Source organism: Mesorhizobium sp. M0040, assembly GCF_040323505.1.
In the GTDB taxonomy this organism is placed as follows: Bacteria; Pseudomonadota; Alphaproteobacteria; order Rhizobiales; family Rhizobiaceae; genus Mesorhizobium.
On sequence record NZ_JAMYVA010000003.1, the window covers coordinates 196,255 to 213,645 of the forward strand.

The 17,391-nt window shown below is 63.9% G+C and carries 14 protein-coding genes; 12 read left to right on the forward strand and 2 right to left on the reverse strand.

Annotated features, from left to right (window positions below; translation table 11 throughout):
• Positions 1-36: 36 nt before the first annotated feature.
• Complete coding sequence (locus tag NKJ91_RS04255; protein WP_352451970.1) at positions 37-987, reverse strand: AEC family transporter; 951 nt, start codon at positions 985-987, stop codon at positions 37-39.
• A 149-nt stretch (positions 988-1,136) separates the two neighbouring features.
• On the opposite strand from NKJ91_RS04255, the gene NKJ91_RS04260 reads away from it, so the two are divergent.
• From NKJ91_RS04260 to NKJ91_RS04290, 7 genes are all read left to right on the forward strand, one after another.
• Positions 1,137-4,148, forward strand: coding sequence for a caspase family protein (locus tag NKJ91_RS04260; protein WP_352454577.1), 3,012 nt, complete (start codon positions 1,137-1,139; stop codon positions 4,146-4,148).
• 106 nt (positions 4,149-4,254) lie between these two features.
• Positions 4,255-4,803, forward strand: a complete 549-nt coding sequence (locus NKJ91_RS04265) for a histidine phosphatase family protein (RefSeq protein ID WP_352454578.1) — start codon at positions 4,255-4,257, stop codon at positions 4,801-4,803.
• A 213-nt stretch (positions 4,804-5,016) separates the two neighbouring features.
• Positions 5,017-5,301 carry an acyl carrier protein gene (locus NKJ91_RS04270; protein WP_023676462.1) on the forward strand — a complete coding sequence of 95 codons (285 nt, stop codon included), beginning with the start codon at positions 5,017-5,019 and terminating at the stop codon, positions 5,299-5,301.
• Between the two features lie 39 nt (positions 5,302-5,340).
• Positions 5,341-6,528 carry a beta-ketoacyl-ACP synthase gene (locus NKJ91_RS04275; RefSeq protein WP_352454579.1) on the forward strand — a complete coding sequence of 396 codons (1,188 nt, stop codon included), beginning with the start codon at positions 5,341-5,343 and terminating at the stop codon, positions 6,526-6,528.
• Positions 6,529-6,603: 75 nt separating this feature from the next.
• Positions 6,604-7,893: a beta-ketoacyl-ACP synthase gene (locus NKJ91_RS04280; protein WP_352454580.1), complete on the forward strand. Its 1,290-nt coding sequence runs from the start codon at positions 6,604-6,606 to the stop codon at positions 7,891-7,893.
• A 36-nt stretch (positions 7,894-7,929) separates the two neighbouring features.
• Positions 7,930-8,958 carry a zinc-binding dehydrogenase gene (locus NKJ91_RS04285; RefSeq protein ID WP_352454581.1) on the forward strand — a complete coding sequence of 343 codons (1,029 nt, stop codon included), beginning with the start codon at positions 7,930-7,932 and terminating at the stop codon, positions 8,956-8,958.
• Between the two features lie 2 nt (positions 8,959-8,960).
• Positions 8,961-9,953, forward strand: a complete 993-nt coding sequence (locus NKJ91_RS04290) for a lipid A biosynthesis lauroyl acyltransferase (protein WP_352454582.1) — start codon at positions 8,961-8,963, stop codon at positions 9,951-9,953.
• Positions 9,954-10,096: 143 nt separating this feature from the next.
• On the opposite strand, the gene NKJ91_RS04295 is transcribed toward NKJ91_RS04290, so the two are convergent.
• Positions 10,097-10,525: a L,D-transpeptidase gene (locus tag NKJ91_RS04295; RefSeq protein ID WP_023676467.1), complete on the reverse strand. Its 429-nt coding sequence runs from the start codon at positions 10,523-10,525 to the stop codon at positions 10,097-10,099.
• 222 nt (positions 10,526-10,747) lie between these two features.
• On the opposite strand from NKJ91_RS04295, the gene NKJ91_RS04300 reads away from it, so the two are divergent.
• The 5 genes from NKJ91_RS04300 (at position 10,748) to NKJ91_RS04320 (ending at position 17,312) form a co-directional block, all read left to right on the forward strand.
• Positions 10,748-12,037: an acetylornithine deacetylase/succinyl-diaminopimelate desuccinylase family protein gene (locus NKJ91_RS04300; RefSeq protein WP_352454583.1), complete on the forward strand. Its 1,290-nt coding sequence runs from the start codon at positions 10,748-10,750 to the stop codon at positions 12,035-12,037.
• Positions 12,038-12,167: 130 nt separating this feature from the next.
• Positions 12,168-13,646 carry an ABC transporter substrate-binding protein gene (locus NKJ91_RS04305; protein ID WP_352454584.1) on the forward strand — a complete coding sequence of 493 codons (1,479 nt, stop codon included), beginning with the start codon at positions 12,168-12,170 and terminating at the stop codon, positions 13,644-13,646.
• A gap of 236 nt (positions 13,647-13,882) precedes the next feature.
• Positions 13,883-14,830 carry an ABC transporter permease gene (locus NKJ91_RS04310; protein WP_352454585.1) on the forward strand — a complete coding sequence of 316 codons (948 nt, stop codon included), beginning with the start codon at positions 13,883-13,885 and terminating at the stop codon, positions 14,828-14,830.
• Positions 14,827-15,696: an ABC transporter permease gene (locus NKJ91_RS04315; RefSeq protein ID WP_023676471.1), complete on the forward strand. Its 870-nt coding sequence runs from the start codon at positions 14,827-14,829 to the stop codon at positions 15,694-15,696. The genes NKJ91_RS04310 and NKJ91_RS04315 overlap by 4 nt, the downstream gene beginning before the upstream one ends.
• Positions 15,693-17,312: an ABC transporter ATP-binding protein gene (locus NKJ91_RS04320; protein ID WP_352454586.1), complete on the forward strand. Its 1,620-nt coding sequence runs from the start codon at positions 15,693-15,695 to the stop codon at positions 17,310-17,312. Before NKJ91_RS04315 ends, NKJ91_RS04320 begins: the two co-directional genes overlap by 4 nt.
• Positions 17,313-17,391 lie beyond the last annotated feature (79 nt).

Here is a 17,391-nt window from a genome sequence, read left to right on the forward strand (position 1 = left end):
CCAAAAACCCGGGTTCTTATCCAAAAACCCGGGCTCTTATCCAAAAACATGGACGACCACTGTCAGCCAAAACGCAGTGGTCACGACCGCACAGGCGGTGGCGATGGTCATCTGGTTCGATGCCAGCGCCTGGCCGGTGTTGAACTGCACGGCGATGAGATAGGAGTTGATGCCGGACGGCAACGCCGCAACCATGACCGCCACCTTGGCCGTCAATGGCGGCAGGCCGATCAGCCAGACCAGGCCGAGAACCAGCGCCGGCATTAGGAACAGTTTCAGCGCCGACAGCGCCAGCGCCGGCCTTACATTGCCGGAAATGCCGAAACGGCGCAGGCTGAGCCCCATGGCGAACAGCGCCACCGGGGCGGCCGTGCCTGCCAGCGCGTCGCTCAGCCGCGTCGCAAGCACCGGCAGCGGCGCACCGGTGAAGCGCCACGCCAGCCCGGCCAGTATGCCGATGATCAGCGGATTGATGAATACCCTCCTGAGAAAGCTCCTGACGACGCGGAGCGGATGCACAGGTTCGCTGCCGCCGCGGCCGAACATCTCAAAAAGGATGATCGAGGCCATCATCATCACCGGCAGGTGAATGGAGACGAGCAGTGACAGCACTTCGAACCCCGCCGGCCCGAACACGCCGATGATGAAGGGCGCGCCGAGCAGGACAACGTTGGAGTAGGACGACGATACGCCGCCGACGACGCCGGCGCGGGCGTCTCGTCCGAAGATGCGCGTAATAACCAGATGGCCGGTGGCCCAGGTGAGCGCGACCGCCGCGAAATAAGCGCCCCATAGCGACCACGGCGCCACGCCGTGGAAATCGGCCTTTACCATGGTCTGGAACAGCAAAAGCGGCATTGCCACGTTGATGGCGAATTCGGATACGCCCTCGCCGCTCGCCGGCTTCAAATAGCCGGTCAACCCGGCAAGATAGCCGAGCCCGACGAGACTGAAGACGAAGAGGACGGTTTCGGTAAGCGGAGACATTTTTCCCGTGATAGGCGAGCCCCGGCGGCGGCGCAATCGCCCTTCCCTCGCGAATGTACCGGCCAACAATCCGGCCGCTCGGATCTTGCCCGAATTTGCTCATGGTTGGATGCCAGCGCTATACAGGGTTGTCGGGGGACACGCGGCGAATGGGCCTTGTCGGAAATCAGCACTTCTTCAAGCAGGCGTGGCTGACGGCTTTCGTCGGCGCCATGCTTTGCCTCGTGGTGACCTCGGCTCATGCCGCGGAGCCGGCGAGCCTCAAGGGCGTGGCGCTGATTGTCGGCCAGTCGAAATACCAGCACATAGCGGCTCTTCCCAACCCCGCCAACGACGCCCGCGACATCGCCAAGATGCTGACCGATCTCGGCTTCGACGCGCGCAGCGTCACCGACCGCGACACGGCAAAGCTGAAGCGCGACCTCGAGCGTTTCGCCGAGGATGCAGAGGACGCCGACGTCGCCTTGATCTACTATTCCGGCCACGGCATCGAGGCCGGCGGCGAAAACTATCTGGTGCCGGTCGACGCCGACGTTTCTTCATTGAAGGACGCCGATCAGGCCCTGGTGCCGATCTCCGCCGTCATGGACGAATTGAAGACGACCGTGCCGGTAACGATCATGCTGCTCGATGCCTGCCGCACCAACCCGTTTCCGGCGGATGCGGTGCTGCGCCGGGCGCCGACGGCCTCGGCCTCGCCGATCAGCGCCGGCGGATTGGAGCCGGTGCGCGGTGCCAGGGCACTGGCAAACGCGACCGCGACGGAAAATCTGGGAACGGTGATCGGCTTTGCCGCCGAGCCGGGGCGGCCGGCACTCGATGGCATCGTCGGCGAAAACAGCCCCTACGCAGCGGCACTTCTGCGCCACCTCGCGGCGATGAAGGGCACCGAGTTCGGCTCGGTCATGCGCATGGTGACCGAGGAGGTCTATCTCGACACCAAGGCCAAGCAGCGGCCATGGGTCAATGAAAGCCTGCGCCGGCTGCTCTACTTCGGCGTAGCACCGCAGGAACCGACCGGCGACGACGGCCTGATCACCGGCGAGCGGCGGCAATTGCTGCTGACGATCGCCGAGTTGCCTGACCCCAAGCGGGCACAGGTGGAACTGGCCTCGCTGCAGGACGGCGTGCCGCTCGACGCGCTTTATGGCGTGTTGAAGGCGCTCGGCACCGAAAAGATGCCGGAGGACCCCACCGACCTGCAAAAGCTGCTCGACGCCCAGGCCGAGCGCCTGAAGAAGATGATCTCCGAGCGCGACGCGCTGCGCACCGACGACCCCGAGATCAGCCGCCTCGTCGCCTCGGCCGACAAGGCGATCGGCCAGGGCGCCATCGTCACCGCGCGCAACTTCCTCGACCAGGCGGTGGGCCGGGTCGAGCAGGCCAGCGGCGTGGTCGATCGGGCAGAGGATCTGGTCAGGCAGAAGCGTCTTGCCGACGCGGCGATCTATGCCAGGCGTGCCGACGCCTCGGCGCTGGTCTTCGACTATCTGTCGGCCGCCAACGATTACGGCAAGGCCTTCTCGCTGGTCGAGAGATGGGACGACAGGCTGCGCTGGAACTACAAGAACCAGGAGGCGGAAGCGCTCAACGCGCATGGCAGCGCCACCGGCGACAGGCAAGCGCTGCAGCGCGCCATCGACGCCTACCGCGTCATCCTGAACTTCATCCCCAATGGCGAGCAGAACCGCGACTGGGCGATCACCCGCAACAACATGGCGGTGGTGCTGCAGACCATCGGCGAGCGCGAGCGCGAAACCGACCGGCTGGAAGAGGCAGCGAAAATCTTTCGCGATTCGCTTGCCGTGTTCGAGCGCGAGAAGGACGACATCAACTGGGCCGCGGCCCAGAACAACCTGGCCAATGTGCTGTTGAAGATCGGCGAACGCGAGAGCGACCCGAAACGCCTGAACGAGGCGGTGGTGGCGATGCGCGCCACGCTGGAGAAGCGGCCGCGTGACAAAGTCCCGCTGGATTGGGCCGCCTCGCAAAGCAACCTTGGCCTTGCGCTTTACGCGCTTTCGGAGCGCGAACCGGACGGCGAGCGCCTGACCGAGGCCGAGGCCGCCTACCGGCTGGCGCTTGAAGAATACACGCGCGAAAAAGCCCCCGTTCAGTGGGCGATGGTCCAGAACAATCTCGGCAACACGCTGGTGTCTCTCGGCACGCAACGCAACGACAAGACGAAAATCACCGAGGCAGCCGCGGCGTTCCGCGCCGCGCTCGAAATCCGCACCCGCGACACCTTCCCGCTCTCCTGGGCGAGCAGCCGTCTCAATCTCGGTAACGCGCTGAGCAGTGCTGCCCGTTTCGATTTCGGCACCGGCCTGCTCGAAGAGGCGGCTGCCGCCTATGGCGATGCGCTGACCATCTTCACCCGCCAGCGCTTTCCGACGGATTGGGCTTCGGCGGAGAACAATCTCGGCTCGATCTACCAGACGCTCGGCCAGCGCACGCGCGATCCTGCCAGGCTTGAGCAATCGGCTGCTGCATACCGGGCGGCACGGCGCGTCTATACCAAAAAGGAGTTTCCGCTCGACTGGGCGATGACCCACTACAATCTCGGCAACACGCTGCAACTGCTCGGCGGCGTGACCGACAAGCCGGTGCATTACGAGGAGGCGATCGAGGCCTATCACGATGCGCTGCGCGAATACAAGCGCGAGACGACGCCGCGGCAATGGGCACTGGCGCAGGCCGGTCTAGGCTCGGCGCTGCAATGGCTAAGCATGAGCGAGGCCGATCCCCGCAAACTGGCCGCATCGATCGCCGCGCGCCGGGCGGCGCTGGAGGTACTGACCTTCGAGACCTCGCCCGTCGACTGGGCGAACGCGCAGAACGGCATCGGCATGAGCCTGATCAATCTAGGCAATCTCGAACGCACCGGCAAATATCTGGACGAAGCCGAAGCCGCCTTCGAGGCAACGCTCAAGGTCTTCACCCGCGAAAGCCAGCCGATGCAATGGGCCTTCGAGCAGAACAATCTCGGCGACGTCCACTGGAACCGCGGCAGCTATGGCGGTGGCAATGCCGAATTCCAAAAGGCGATCGAATTCTTCGAGAACGCCAAGCAGGGCTTTACCGAAGCCGGCTACACACTCCCGATCCCGCTGACCGACCGCAAGATTGATCTGGTGAAGAAGCAGATAGCGAGGAAATAGGCTTTTCGGCCGCAGGTTGCACTCGGCTTGTCTTTCAGCCGGCTTTGCCGTCCCTATATGCCGGTCACCGGGGACCTGCCTGCCGGTCACCCGAAAAGGATGTCTGATGCTTCGATTTGTGCTGGCGCTGCTGTTGCTTGCCGTTTCCGCCACAGCCCATGCGACGGAAGCCGGCTGGGCGCTGCTGCGCGACGGCGGGCATGTGGTCCTGCTTCGCCATGCCATGGTCACCGGCACCACCGATGCGGCCAATTTCGACCTCGGCAAATGCGCCACCCAGGTCAATCTCTCTGAGCGCGGCAAGCAACAGGCGCGCAAGATCGGCGCGCTGTTTGGCGCCCGCGCGGCACCGGTCGAGCGCGTGCTGTCCAGCCGCTATTGCCGCTGCCTCGAAACCGCGCGCATAGCTTTCGAAAGCGAACCGGAGCCGTTCGCACCGCTTGACCTGCTGAAGACCGACGAAAAAGAGAAGGCCGCTCAGATCGCGGCGATCCTGGCAGAGATCCGCGGCTATTCCGGCTCCGACAATCTGGTCATGGTCACGCATCTCGAAGACATCAAGGAATTGACCGGCATCTCGCCGCGCGAAGGCGAAGCCGTGGTCGTCGAGCCGCAAGGCGACGGACTGCGCGTGCTCGGCCGCGTTACCTTCTGACCGGGCCGGTCGCTCCTCGCGTCGAGCGAGATAGGTGTTGCCGAAATGCCACTGCCACGAGAAGCCGTGATTGGATTCCGATCTCATCTTGCTCTGCCTGGGCAGCAATCCCATCTGCGCCCGGCGCATCAGGCCTTTTCCTGCCCGGAAAAACCGATTAGACAGCCCAAAACACATGCGGACAGATTCCGCCCGCAATCGAAGGAAAAGCCCTTGTCCACCACGTTCGACAAAGTCGCCAAGATCATCGCCGACACCAGCGAGATCGACATCGAGACGATCACGCCCGAAAGCCACACCATCGACGATCTCGGCATAGACAGCCTCGACTTCCTCGACATCGTCTTTGCCATCGACAAGGAATTCGGCATCAAGGTGCCGTTGGAAAAGTGGACGCAGGAGGTCAATGACGGCAAGGCCTCGACCGACGACTATTTCGTCATGAAGAACCTGTGCGCCAAGATCGACGCGCTCGTCGCCGCCAAGAACGCCATCTAAGCACAGCGCTTGACGCGCCCTCACCCACAACAGCCGCCCATGAACCCCCGCGACGTCGTCATATCAGGCATCGGCCTTGTCTCGTCGTTGGGCGAGGGTCCGGATGCGCATTGGCAAAAGCTCGTCCAGCCGCGCCTTGAACCGGTTCTGGAGGCCTCGCGCTTCTCGCCCTATACGGTCCACCCGCTGCCGGAGATCGACTGGAACCTGCAGATCGCCAAGCGTGGCGACCAGCGGCAGATGGAGACCTGGCAGAGGCTCGGCACCTATGCGGCCGGCCTTGCGCTCGACGATGCCGGCATCAAGGGCAATGACGAACTCTGCGCGACCATGGACATGGTGGTGGCCGCCGGCGGCGGCGAGCGCGACGAGGCGGTCGACGCGGCCATTCTCGCGGCATCGGAAAGCCGCAATGACCGCGACGTGCTGCTCAACGAGAAGCTGACCACGGAATTGCGCCCGACGCTGTTTCTGGCACAGCTCTCCAACCTGCTCGCCGGCAACATCTCGATCGTCCACAAGGTGACGGGATCGTCGCGCACCTTCATGGGCGAGGAAGGTGCCGGCGTTGCCGCTGTCGAGACGGCGGCCGCGCGCATCCGCTCCGGCCAGTCGACGCATATATTGGTCGGCGGCGCTTTCCAGACCGAACACTCCGACATGCTGCTCGGCTATGAACTGGCCGGCTACCTGCATCGCGGTCCGTGGACGCCGGTCTGGCAAAGGCAAGGTGCCGAGGGCGGCGGCGTGGTGACCGGATCCGGCGGCGCGTTTCTCGTCCTGGAGCAGCGCGAGCACGCGGAAAGCCGTGGCCGGAAGATCTATGCGGAACTCGGCCCGATCCTGTCCGGCCGTGCCAGGCGCCGGCGGGGCGAACTCGACGGTGAGATCGCCGCGCTGCTGAAGCAAGCGGTATTGCCGGACGGCGAACTGCTGGCGATCTCCGGCGCTTCGGGCGCCCATGCCGCGACCGCCGCCGAGAAATTGGCGCTCGACGCCAATCCGGCGATCGCCGCACGCGGCTTTTCGACGCTGACCGGCCACATGAAGGAAGCGCAGTTCCCCTTTGCCGTTGCGCTGGCGGCACTGGCTGTCGACCGCAAGGCCGCCTATCCTGTCTTCGACGCCACAGTCGAAAAACCGTTTGCCGGCGTCCCGAAGACCGTCCTTGCAACGGCGATCGGCTATCACCAATTCGAGGGCATGGCGCTGATCAAAGCCGCCTAGAGCATCGGACCGAAACGTGTGGCGCGGTTTTCGGGCGATCCGACGCTCCAAGAGAAACAGGTTTTTGGACAACAAATGGCCAATCTGAACGACCATATGGGCAGGCCGATCGTCGCCGTCACCGGCATCGGCGTGGTGACCTCGCTCGGTGTCGGCAAAGCCGATAATTGGGCGGCGCTGACATCCGGCAAATCCGGCATCCATCCGATCACCCGCTTCCCGGTCGATCATCTCAACACCCGCATCTCCGGCATGGTCGATTTCCTGCCGTCGAGTTCCAAGGGCGCCAGTCTCCTCACCTATGAGCTTGCCGAAACCGCCGCCCAGGAAGCGATGTCGGAGGCAGCCCTCGATGCCGGCGATTTCGGCGGACCGCTTTTCCTCGCTTCGCCGCCGGTCGAGCTCGACTGGAGCGAGCGCTTTTCGCTCTACAATTCCGACAAGCCCAATAATTCAGACAGGCACGATTCCGGCGCCGAGAGGCTGCTGCGGGTGGCGCGCGGCCTCAGGGAACTCGACATCTTCGAGACCACCCAGTTCGGCTCGATTGCCGACCGGCTTGCCGACCGTTTCGGCACGCGCGGGCTGCCGATCACGCTGTCGACAGCCTGCGCTTCGGGCGCCACGGCGATCCAACTCGGCGTCGAGGCGATCCGCCGCGGCGAATGCGACAGGGCGCTGTCGATCGGCGCCGATGGCTCGGCGACCGCCGAGGCGCTGATCCGCTTCTCGCTTCTATCGGCGCTCTCCACCCATAACGACATCCCTGAAAAGGCCTCAAAACCCTTCTCCAAGGATCGCGACGGCTTCGTGCTCGCCGAAGGCTCGGGCGCCCTTGTGCTGGAATCGCTGGAGGCAGCACTTGCCCGCGGCGCCACCGTTCTCGGCATATTGCGCGGCTGCGGCGAAAAGGCCGACGACTTCCATCGCACGCGCTCCAAGCCGGACGGTTCGCCGGCGATCGCGGCGGTGCGCGCCGCCCTTGCCGATGCCGGCTTGAGCGAGGACGGGATCGATTATGTCAACGCCCATGGCACCTCGACGCCCGAAAACGACAAGATGGAGCATTTGTCGCTGTCGACGGTGTTCGGCGAGCGGATCTCGTCAATGCCGGTCTCGTCGAACAAGTCGATGATCGGCCACACCCTATCGGCTGCCGGTGCCGTCGAGGCCGCATTTTCGCTGATGACGATGCGCGAAAGCGTCATTCCGCCGACCATCAACTACGACAATCCCGACCCGGCAATCGTGCTCGACGTGGTGCCGAACACCAAGCGCAACGCCGAGGTCGGCACGGTCCTGTCGAACTCCTTCGGCTTCGGCGGCCAGAACACCTGCCTTGTCATGGCGCGGGAACCGGTCTAAGCGACCTTTTTCAGCCAGACTGAACCGACAGGCACCATGCGCGCATTGCAACTTATCGAGGACCGCCGCCTTGAAACGGTGGACCTGCCGCCCCCGCCGCAACCTGCGCTCGGCGAGGTGACGCTGCGCATCAAGGCCGTGGCGCTGAACCATATCGACGTCTGGGGCTGGCGCGGCATGGCCTTCGCCAAGCGCAAGCTGCCGCTGGTCGTCGGCGCCGAGGCCTGCGGCGAGGTCGAGGCGGTCGGCCCAGGCGTTTCCAGCCTTGTGACCGGGCAATTGGTGTCGATCTATGGCGCCCGCACCTGCGGTCTTTGCCGCGCCTGCCGCGAAGGTCGCGACAATCTCTGCGAGCATGTTTCGGGCGTGCACGGCTTCCATCTCGACGGCTTTGCGCAGGAAAAGATCAACCTGCCGGCGCGCCTTCTGGTCCCCGCCCCGCCAGGCGTGAGCGAAATCGGCGCGGCGGTAGCGCCTGTCACCTTCGGCACGGTCGAGCACATGCTGTTCGACAATGCCCGGCTGCAACCCGGCGAGACGATCCTGGTCCATGCCGGCGGCTCCGGCATCGGCTCCGCCGCGATTCAGCTGGCCAAGAAGATGGGCTGCACGGTCATCACCACCGTCGGCTCGAACGACAAGATCGACAAGGCCAAGGCGCTCGGCGCCGACCACGTCATCAATTACCGCGACGACCGCTTCGAAGGCGTCGTGCGCAAGCTGACCAAGAAGAAGGGCGTCGACGTGGTGTTCGAGCATGTCGGCGCCGACACATTTGCCGCCTCGATGCTGTGCCTCAAACGCGGCGGTCGGCTGGTCACCTGCGGCTCGACCTCCGGCGTGTCGACGCAGATCAATTTGATGCAGTTGTTCCAGCAGCAGTTGAAGCTGCTAGGCTCGTTCGGCTGCCGCATGGAAAACATGGCCGACGCCATGCAGAAGATGGCGGCGGGCCTGGTCGCGCCGGTGATCGACACCGAGGTCGGCTTCGACGGCATCGATGCGGCGCTGAAGCGCATGGAAGGCCGCGACGTCTTCGGCAAGATCATCCTGCGCGTCGGCTGAGAATGATCGGCAACGCCTTCAGGAAGATCCGCAGGGACCTGGGATTCCGCTATGGCAGGCGGCTTCGCCAGTTCAACTACTGGCTGGTCGCGCGGGTCGCGATGTTCATCATCTCCGCGCTGCGCCTGCTGCCGCCCGACAGCGCGCTCAATTTCGCCGACCGCGCTGCCCGCCGCATCGGCCCTTGGGTAGCGCGCCATCAGGTTGCCGTCGACAATCTGCGCAAGGCCTATCCGGAAAAGAGCGATGCCGAGATCGAGGCGATCGCTTCCGACATGTGGGGCAACATGGCCCGCCTGGCCGCCGAATACATCTTTCTCGATGCTTTGTTCGACTACGATCCCACTGCGACGAAGCCGGGCCGTGTCGAGGTCAAGGGCGTGGAGCATTTCGTGCGCATTGCCGGCGAGGACAAGCCGCATATCGTCTTCACCGGGCATCTCGGGAATTTCGAGCTGCTGCCAGTGGCGGCGGCGACCTTCGGCATGAACATCACGGCGCTGTTTCGCCCGCCCAACAACCCTTACCTCGCCGACTACATCCTCTCGACCCGCCGCTCGAGCATGGGATCGCTGCTGCCGTCTTCGACCGGTGCCTCGTTCGCACTTGCGGCCATCCTCGAGAAGGGCGGCAATATCGGCGTGCTGGTCGACCAGAAATTCACGGGCGGGCTCGAGACGACATTCTTCGGCCGCCCCTGCGAGAGCAACCGGGTTCTCGGCACCCTGGCGCGGCACTACGATTGCGATGTCTACCCGGCGCGCTGCGTGCGCCTGCCGAACAACCGTTTCCGGCTCGAGATCGAGGACAAGCTCACCTTGCCGCGCACCGCCGGCGGCAGTGTCGACGTCCGCGCCACCACCCAGCTTCTCAACGACGTGGTCGAGCGCTGGGTGCGAGAAGACCCCGGCCAGTGGATGTGGTTCCACAAGCGCTGGGAGATCAGCAGCCGCAAAAAGCGTCGGCCGGCGACAGTGCGCGACAAAGCCGCCTGAGCGGAACGATCTTTTTGGGCACAGGCCCTATTTTGTTCTTGCTTTGTGCCGGCAGCTATGCTACTAATCTCGGTATGGTGCTATTTGGCCCCGACGAACCCGCCGCTCCGGTGGGTTTTTTATTGCGGGCCGAGGAGCTGGCCCTAATTCGTCACGAGAATCCGCGTATTACCGAAGCCGGCTTTGCGCACCATCGAATAGAACGCGGCGGCGTTGCTGGGGTGGAGGCGCACACAGCCATGCGATGCCGGGCGCCCCAATTGCCGGATCGCGCCGGTGCCGTGGATAGCATAGCCGCCGCGGAAGAACACCGAATAGGGCATCGGCGACATGTCGTATTTGCGCGAATACCACATCCGGGCCGTCCGCTGTGGGCGATAGCTGCCGCGCGGCGTGATGTAGCCTTTGCGGGCGGTGGAAACGCTCCACCGGTAATACGAAAGCCCGTATCTTACCGTCATCGTCTGTGAGGAAATATCGATGTTCGCGACCAGGCTGGCCGCCCGGCTCTCGAACGACGAACCGAACAGCATCGCCATCAATGCCGCTGCCATGAGAACAGTGTTTTTCATGCAATCAAACCCCTTTGATGCCCCTTGCCTGCCTGCCCTCGCGCTGTTCTCCAGCGTTTTGATGGCAAGCCAGCGAGCTAACACCCACTCCCTGACGATTTCACCAATCCAAAGCAGCGAATTTGAACGATTTCCCGCAATAGTTGCTGTAACGACACGCAATCGCCTCGCAATTCGCCATCGGGCTTGCAAAACCCCCTCATCCGCTGCTCAATTCGCCGAATGAACGAACCGAACGAACGGCTCCTCAAGGCTATCGATGACCGAGCCGATGATCTGGTTGCACTGACTGCGGATCTGATCCGCTTTCCGACCATCAATCCGCCCGGCGAAGCCTATCGGCCATGTGCCGAATATATCGGCGCGCGGCTGAAGAAGCGTGGTTTTGAGATCGAATTCATCCGTGCCGAAGGCACGCACGGCGACACTGACCGTTATCCGCGCGTCAACGTCGTCGCCCGTTTCGATGGCCGGGCGCCGGGTGCTTGCGTGCACTTCAATTCGCATATCGACGTCGTCGAGCCCGGCGACGGCTGGAGCCTCGATCCGTTCGCCGGCATCGTCAGGGATGGCAAGGTCTATGGCCGCGGTGCTTGCGACATGAAAGGCGGGCTTGCCGCCTCGATCATTGCCGCTGAAGCCTTCATGGAGGTCTTTCCCGATTTTCCCGGCGCCATCGAGATTTCAGGCACGGTCGACGAGGAGTCCGGCGGCTTTGGCGGCGTCGCCCATCTGGCGAAGCTCGGCTATTTCTCCAGACCGAAGGTCGACCACGTCATCATTCCCGAGCCGCTCAACAAGGATCGCATCTGCCTTGGCCATCGCGGCGTCTGGTGGGCGGAGATCGAGACCAAGGGCGAGATCGCGCACGGCTCGATGCCGTTCCTCGGCGACAACGCAGTGCGCCATATGGGCGCCGTGCTGCGGGCCTTCGAGGATGAGCTGTTTCCGGCGCTCGACCGCAAGATGACGCGCATGCCGGTCGTGCCCGAAGGCGCAAAACGCTCGACCATGAACATCAACTCGATCCATGGCGGCCAGACGGAGGATTTCCGGCCCGGCCTGCCCTCGCCCAATGTGCCTGATTCCTGCCGGCTGACAATCGACCGCCGCTTCCTGCTCGAAGAGGATCTCGCTACGGTCAAGAGCGAGGTGACCGATATCCTGGAACGGCTGAAGCGCGAGCGCAAAAAGTTCGATTACGAGATCCGCGATCTGATGGAGGTGCTGCCGCTGATGACCGAGCGCGACGCACCGGTGGTGAAGGCGGTCGCGCAAGGCATCATGGAGATATTCGACCGCGAGCCGGATTATGTGATTTCGCCCGGCACCTACGACCAGAAGCACATCGCCCGCATCGGCCACATCTATGACTGCATCGCCTATGGCCCGGGCATCCTCGATCTCGCCCACCGGCCCGATGAATGGGTCGGCATTGCCGACATGCTGGACTCGGCAAAGGTGATGGCCATCGGCCTCGACGTTCTGCTGAGGGACGCCGGCCCGCGATGATCCGGCCATGGGCGAAAAAACATTCCTCCCGGCGACGGCGGACGGTACGAAACGCAATTTACTCGGCGGCGAATTCACGCTTCTATCCGCCCGGGTTTGAGCACGTGTTTTAGATATGGGGAGTTGCACGATGAAATTGTGGAAAACCATTCTGGCCGCCGCGGCGCTGGCGTTGGCCGCCGGAACCTCGGCGATGGCCGCGCGCACCGACCTGGTCATCGGCATTACGCTCGAACCCCCGCATCTCGACCCGACCGCGGGTGCCGCCGCGGCAATCGACGAGGTACTCTATGCCAATGTCTTCGAGGGCCTGACCCGCATCGGCCCGAACGGCGAGGTGCTGCCCGATCTCGCCGAAAGCTGGAGCATTTCCGACGACGGCAAGGTCTACACTTTCAAGCTGCATACAGGCGTGAAATTCCATGACGGCAGCGACTTCAACGCCGACGACGTGAAATTCTCGCTCGATCGTGCCCGCGCCGACAATTCCGTCAACGCGCAAAAGAGCCTGTTCGCCGCCATCGACAAGGTCGAGGTCGTCGATCCTACGACGGTGAATGTCACGCTGAAGAACCCGCAAGGCTCGTTCCTCTACAATATGGGCTGGGGCGATGCGGTGATCGTGGCGCCTGAGACCGCCGACACCAACAAGGAAAAGCCTGTTGGCACCGGCCCGTTCAAGTTCCAGAACTGGGCCAAGGGCTCGTCGATCACGCTGGTCAAGTCGGACAATTACTGGGGCGCCCCGGTGTTCCTCGACAAGGCCGAGTTCCGCATCATTCCAGATGCCGCCGCCGCCGTTCCGGCGCTGCTTTCCGGCGACGTCCAGGCCTTTCCGTTCTTCGATCCTGACAGTGTCGCCCAGGTCAAGGACGACCCGCGCTTCAAGGTGGTAATCGGCTCGACCGAGGGTGAAACCATCCTGTCGATCAACAACAAGAAGCCGCCCTTCGACAAGCTGCAGGTCAGGCAGGCTATTTCCTTTGCACTCGATCGCAAGGCGATCATCGACGGCGCCTCGGCCGGCCTCGGCGTGCCGATCGGCTCGCACATGTCGCCCGCCAGCAAGGCCTATGTCGACCTCACCGGCCTCTACCCGCACAATGTGGAGAAAGCCAAGGAGTTGCTGAAGGAAGCCGGCCTGGAGAATGGCTTCAAGGCGACGCTGAAGCTGCCGCCGCCCTCCTATGCGCGGCTTGGTGGCGAGATCATCGCCTCCGAGCTTCGCGAAATCGGCATCGATCTCGAGATCATACCGGTCGAATGGGCGCAGTGGCTGGACCAGGTCTTCACCAAGAAGGATTACGACCTGACCATCGTTTCCCACACCGAGCCTAACGACATCGATATCTATTCGCGCAAGGACTATTACTTCAACTACGACAACCCGGCCTTCGACAAGATCATCGACGAGCTGAACCTTACCTCCGACGAGGCCAAGCGCATGACGCTGCTCGGCGAGGCGCAGAAGGTCCTGGCCGATGACGCCGTGGTCGGCTTCCTCTACGAACTGCCGAAGGTCGGCGTCTGGGACGCCAAACTGCAGGGCCTGTGGGAAAATGCCCCGATCCAGGCCAATGACCTGACCAAGGTGAAGTGGACGGATTGATCGCTGACAGAAAGGCGAAAGTTGCACTCCGTCACACCCCCCTCTGTCCTGCCGGACATCTCCCCCTCAAGGGGGGAGATTGAGCCCTCATCGCCGCTTTCGCTAACCACTAGCGTTGCAAGGACAGTGCCAGCGTGGAAACTGCCAATCTCCCCCCTTGAGGGGGAGATGTCCGGCAGGACAGAGGGGGGTGGGCGGGAACGCTACCTTCGCCCAGTGCTTGCATCAGGCAGCTCATGACCGCCTACCTCCTCAAGCGGCTCGCCATCGCCGTCGTCACGCTGGTTCTGGCCTCGATGGTGGTCTTTGCCGTGCTGGAGATCATTCCCGGCGACCCGGCGCGGCTGATGCTTGGCCTGAACGCCAGCGCCGACCAGATCGAATTGCTGCGCAACCAGATGGGCCTCAACGCTCCCGTCATGCTGCGCTATCTGCATTGGGCCGGCGGCTTGCTGAGCCTCGATTTCGGCCGTTCCTACACCTATTCGGTGCCGGTCATCGATCTGGTCCGCGAGCGCCTCGTCGTCTCGCTGCCGCTGGCACTGATGGCGCTGGCGCTGTCCACAGTCATTGCCATTCCGGTCGGGCTGTTTTCCGCCAGCAGACGCGGCCGGGCCGGCGACACGATTGCGATGGGCGCCGCCCAGCTTGGCGTCGCCGTGCCCAACTTCTGGTTCGCGCTGATGCTCATCTATCTGTTCGCCGTCTGGCTGCGGCTGGTGCCGGGCGGCGGTTTTCCTGGCTGGAGCGCCGGTGTCTGGCCGGCGCTGAAGTCGCTGCTCCTGCCGGCAGTCGCTCTCGCTCTGCCGCAGGCGGCGATCCTCGCCCGGGTCACCCGCTCGGCGCTGATCGAAGTGCTGAACGAGGACTACATCCGAACCGCCCGCGCCAAGGGCCTGCCCTACCGGCTTGTCTTGTGGCGGCATGCGCTGCGCAACGCCATGATCCCGGTGGTCACCATTTTAGGCCTGCAATTCGCCTTCCTGCTTGCCGGCACCATCATCATCGAGAACGTCTTCTACTTGCCCGGCCTCGGCCGCCTGGTGTTCCAGGCGATCAACCAGCGTGACCTGATCGTGGTCGAGAGCGTCGTCATGCTGCTGGTTGCAGCCGTCATCGTCGTCAATTTCGTTGTCGACCTCTCCTATGCAGTGATCGATCCGCGCCTGAGAGGCCGGCAATGACGCTGCACATCGACATCCCCGACGAGAATCTTGCCGGCATCCTGGCCAAGGCGTTCAAAAACCGTTCGTTCCTTGCCGGCTTCGCCATCACCGCACTGGTGGCCGCGGTCGCGATCCTCTCCTTCTTCTGGACGCCTTACGATGTCACCAAACTGGTCATATCCGACAAGACCCAGGCGCCGTCGCTGGCGCACTGGTTCGGCACCGACCATTTCGGTCGCGACATCCTGTCGATGATCATGGTCGGCGCCCGCAACTCGATTGCCGTGGCGCTGGTGGCGGTCGGCATCGGCATGGGCATCGGCGTGCCGCTCGGCGCCTTTGCCGCGGCGCGTGGCGGCATCGTCGACGACGTGCTGATGCGGCTGAACGACCTGGTCTTCGCCTTTCCGGCGCTGCTTTCGGCAATCATGATCACCGCCATCTTCGGGCCGGGCGCGTTCAACGCCATCATTGCCATCGGCATCTTCAACATCCCGGTATTCGCGCGCGTCGCCCGGGCCGCCGCCCTGGCGATCTGGCCGCGCGAATTCATCCTCGCCGCCCGCGCCGCCGGCAAGAGCAGGACGCTGATCAGCATCGAACATGTGCTGCCCAACATCGCCACGCTGCTCCTGGTGCAAGGCACCATCCAGTTCGCGCTGGGCATACTGGCCGAAGCAGGGCTTTCCTATGTCGGGCTGGGCACCCAGCCGCCAATGCCGAGCTGGGGCCGCATGCTGTTCGACGCCCAGACCCGCATGGTGGTGGCGCCGTGGATGGCGATCTTTCCCGGCATGGCGATCGTCATCACCGTGCTTGGCTTGAACCTGCTTGGTGACGGCATTGCCGACATTCTCGATCCGAAATCGCGGCGGCAGCGATGAGCCTGCTCGAAATCGACAAGCTGTCGCTGACCATCGGCGGCACGCCCATCCTCAGGGACATCGAACTTTCCGTCGCGCCCGGCGAAGTCATGGGGCTGGTCGGCGAATCCGGCTCCGGCAAGTCGATGACGGCGCTCGCGGTGATGCAGTTGCTGCCCTGGGCGGCGCACGCCAGCGGACGCGTCACCTTCGACGGCATCGACATCCTGGCGGCGAGCGAGGACCAGATGTGCGCGCTGCGCGGCGACGACATCGGCATGGTGTTCCAGGAGCCGATGACGGCGCTCAACCCGGTCAAGACCATCGGCGAGCAGGTCGCCGAGGGTATTCGCTGGCACACCAGGGCGAGCCGCGGCGACGCCGAGGAACGGGCGCGAAAAATGCTGGACCGGGTCGGCCTGCCGGCGGCGCAGTTCCCGCTGTCGCGTTATCCGCACGAGTTGTCCGGAGGCCAGCGCCAGCGCGTCGTCATCGCCATCGCCTGTGCGCTGAAACCCAAGCTGTTGATCGCCGACGAGCCGACGACCGCGCTCGACGTGGTGCTGCAGGCGCAGATCCTCGACCTGCTGCGCGACCTCGTAGCGGAAAACCGCATGGGCCTGCTGCTGATCTCGCACGACCTCGCCGTGGTGACCGAGATGGCGGACCGCATCACCATCCTGCGCCATGGCGAGGTGATGGAGGCCGGCGACACGGCGCGCATTCTGTCCGGACAGCTTCATCCCTATACGCGCCAGCTGGCGCAGGCCTCGATGCATGTGCCCGCGCGGGCTAGGCACAGCGTCGGCCAAGGAAAACCTCTGGTTGAGGTAGAGAGCGTGACGCGCGACTATCCGGCACGGCGCATATCGCTGCTCAAGCGAGGGGCTCCCATCCGCGCCGTCGACGATGTTTCCTTCTCCATGGCGCCCGGCCAGTCGGTGGCGTTGGTCGGGCGCTCCGGTTGCGGCAAGTCGACGCTTGCCCGCATGGTCCTGGCGCTGGACAGGCCGACATCAGGGACAATCCGCTTCCGCGGCGACACCCTCACCGGCAAGAGCGAGGCGGAGCTGAAGCCGGCGCGGCGCGACATGCAGGTCGTGTTCCAGGACCCGTACGGCTCGTTCGACCCACGCCAGAAGGTCGAGAGATTGGTGGCCGAGCCGCTGCATGTGCTGGAGAAGAAGCCGGCGCCCGCCGCGCGGCGCGAGATGGTGGCGCATGCGCTGCACGAGGTCGGCCTCTCACCAGGCGACATGGACAAATACCCGCACGAGTTTTCGGGCGGCCAGCGCCAGCGCCTGTCGATCGCCCGCGCCATCATCACCCGGCCGAAGCTGGTCGTCGCCGACGAGCCGGTCTCGGCGCTCGACGTCTCGATCCGCGCGCAGATCCTCGATTTGTTCGCCGAGCTCAACCAAAAACTCGGCATCGCCTATCTGTTCATCACCCATGATCTGACCGTCGCCCGCGCCATCACCGACGAGGTGATGGTCATGCATGATGGCAAGATCGTCGAGCGCGGCAGGACGAGCGAAGTGCTCGACCACCCGCAATCCGAAGCGGCCAAGGCGCTGGTCACTGCTGCTCCCGATTTGCACCGGGCGATCGCGAAACGAATGCAGGAACAGGGGTGAGCAGCTTCGTGGCACGGCTTAGCGCCTTTCCCTTCTCCCCCTGTGGGGTCCGAAGGACGGGGCGAGACACGTGGCTCGC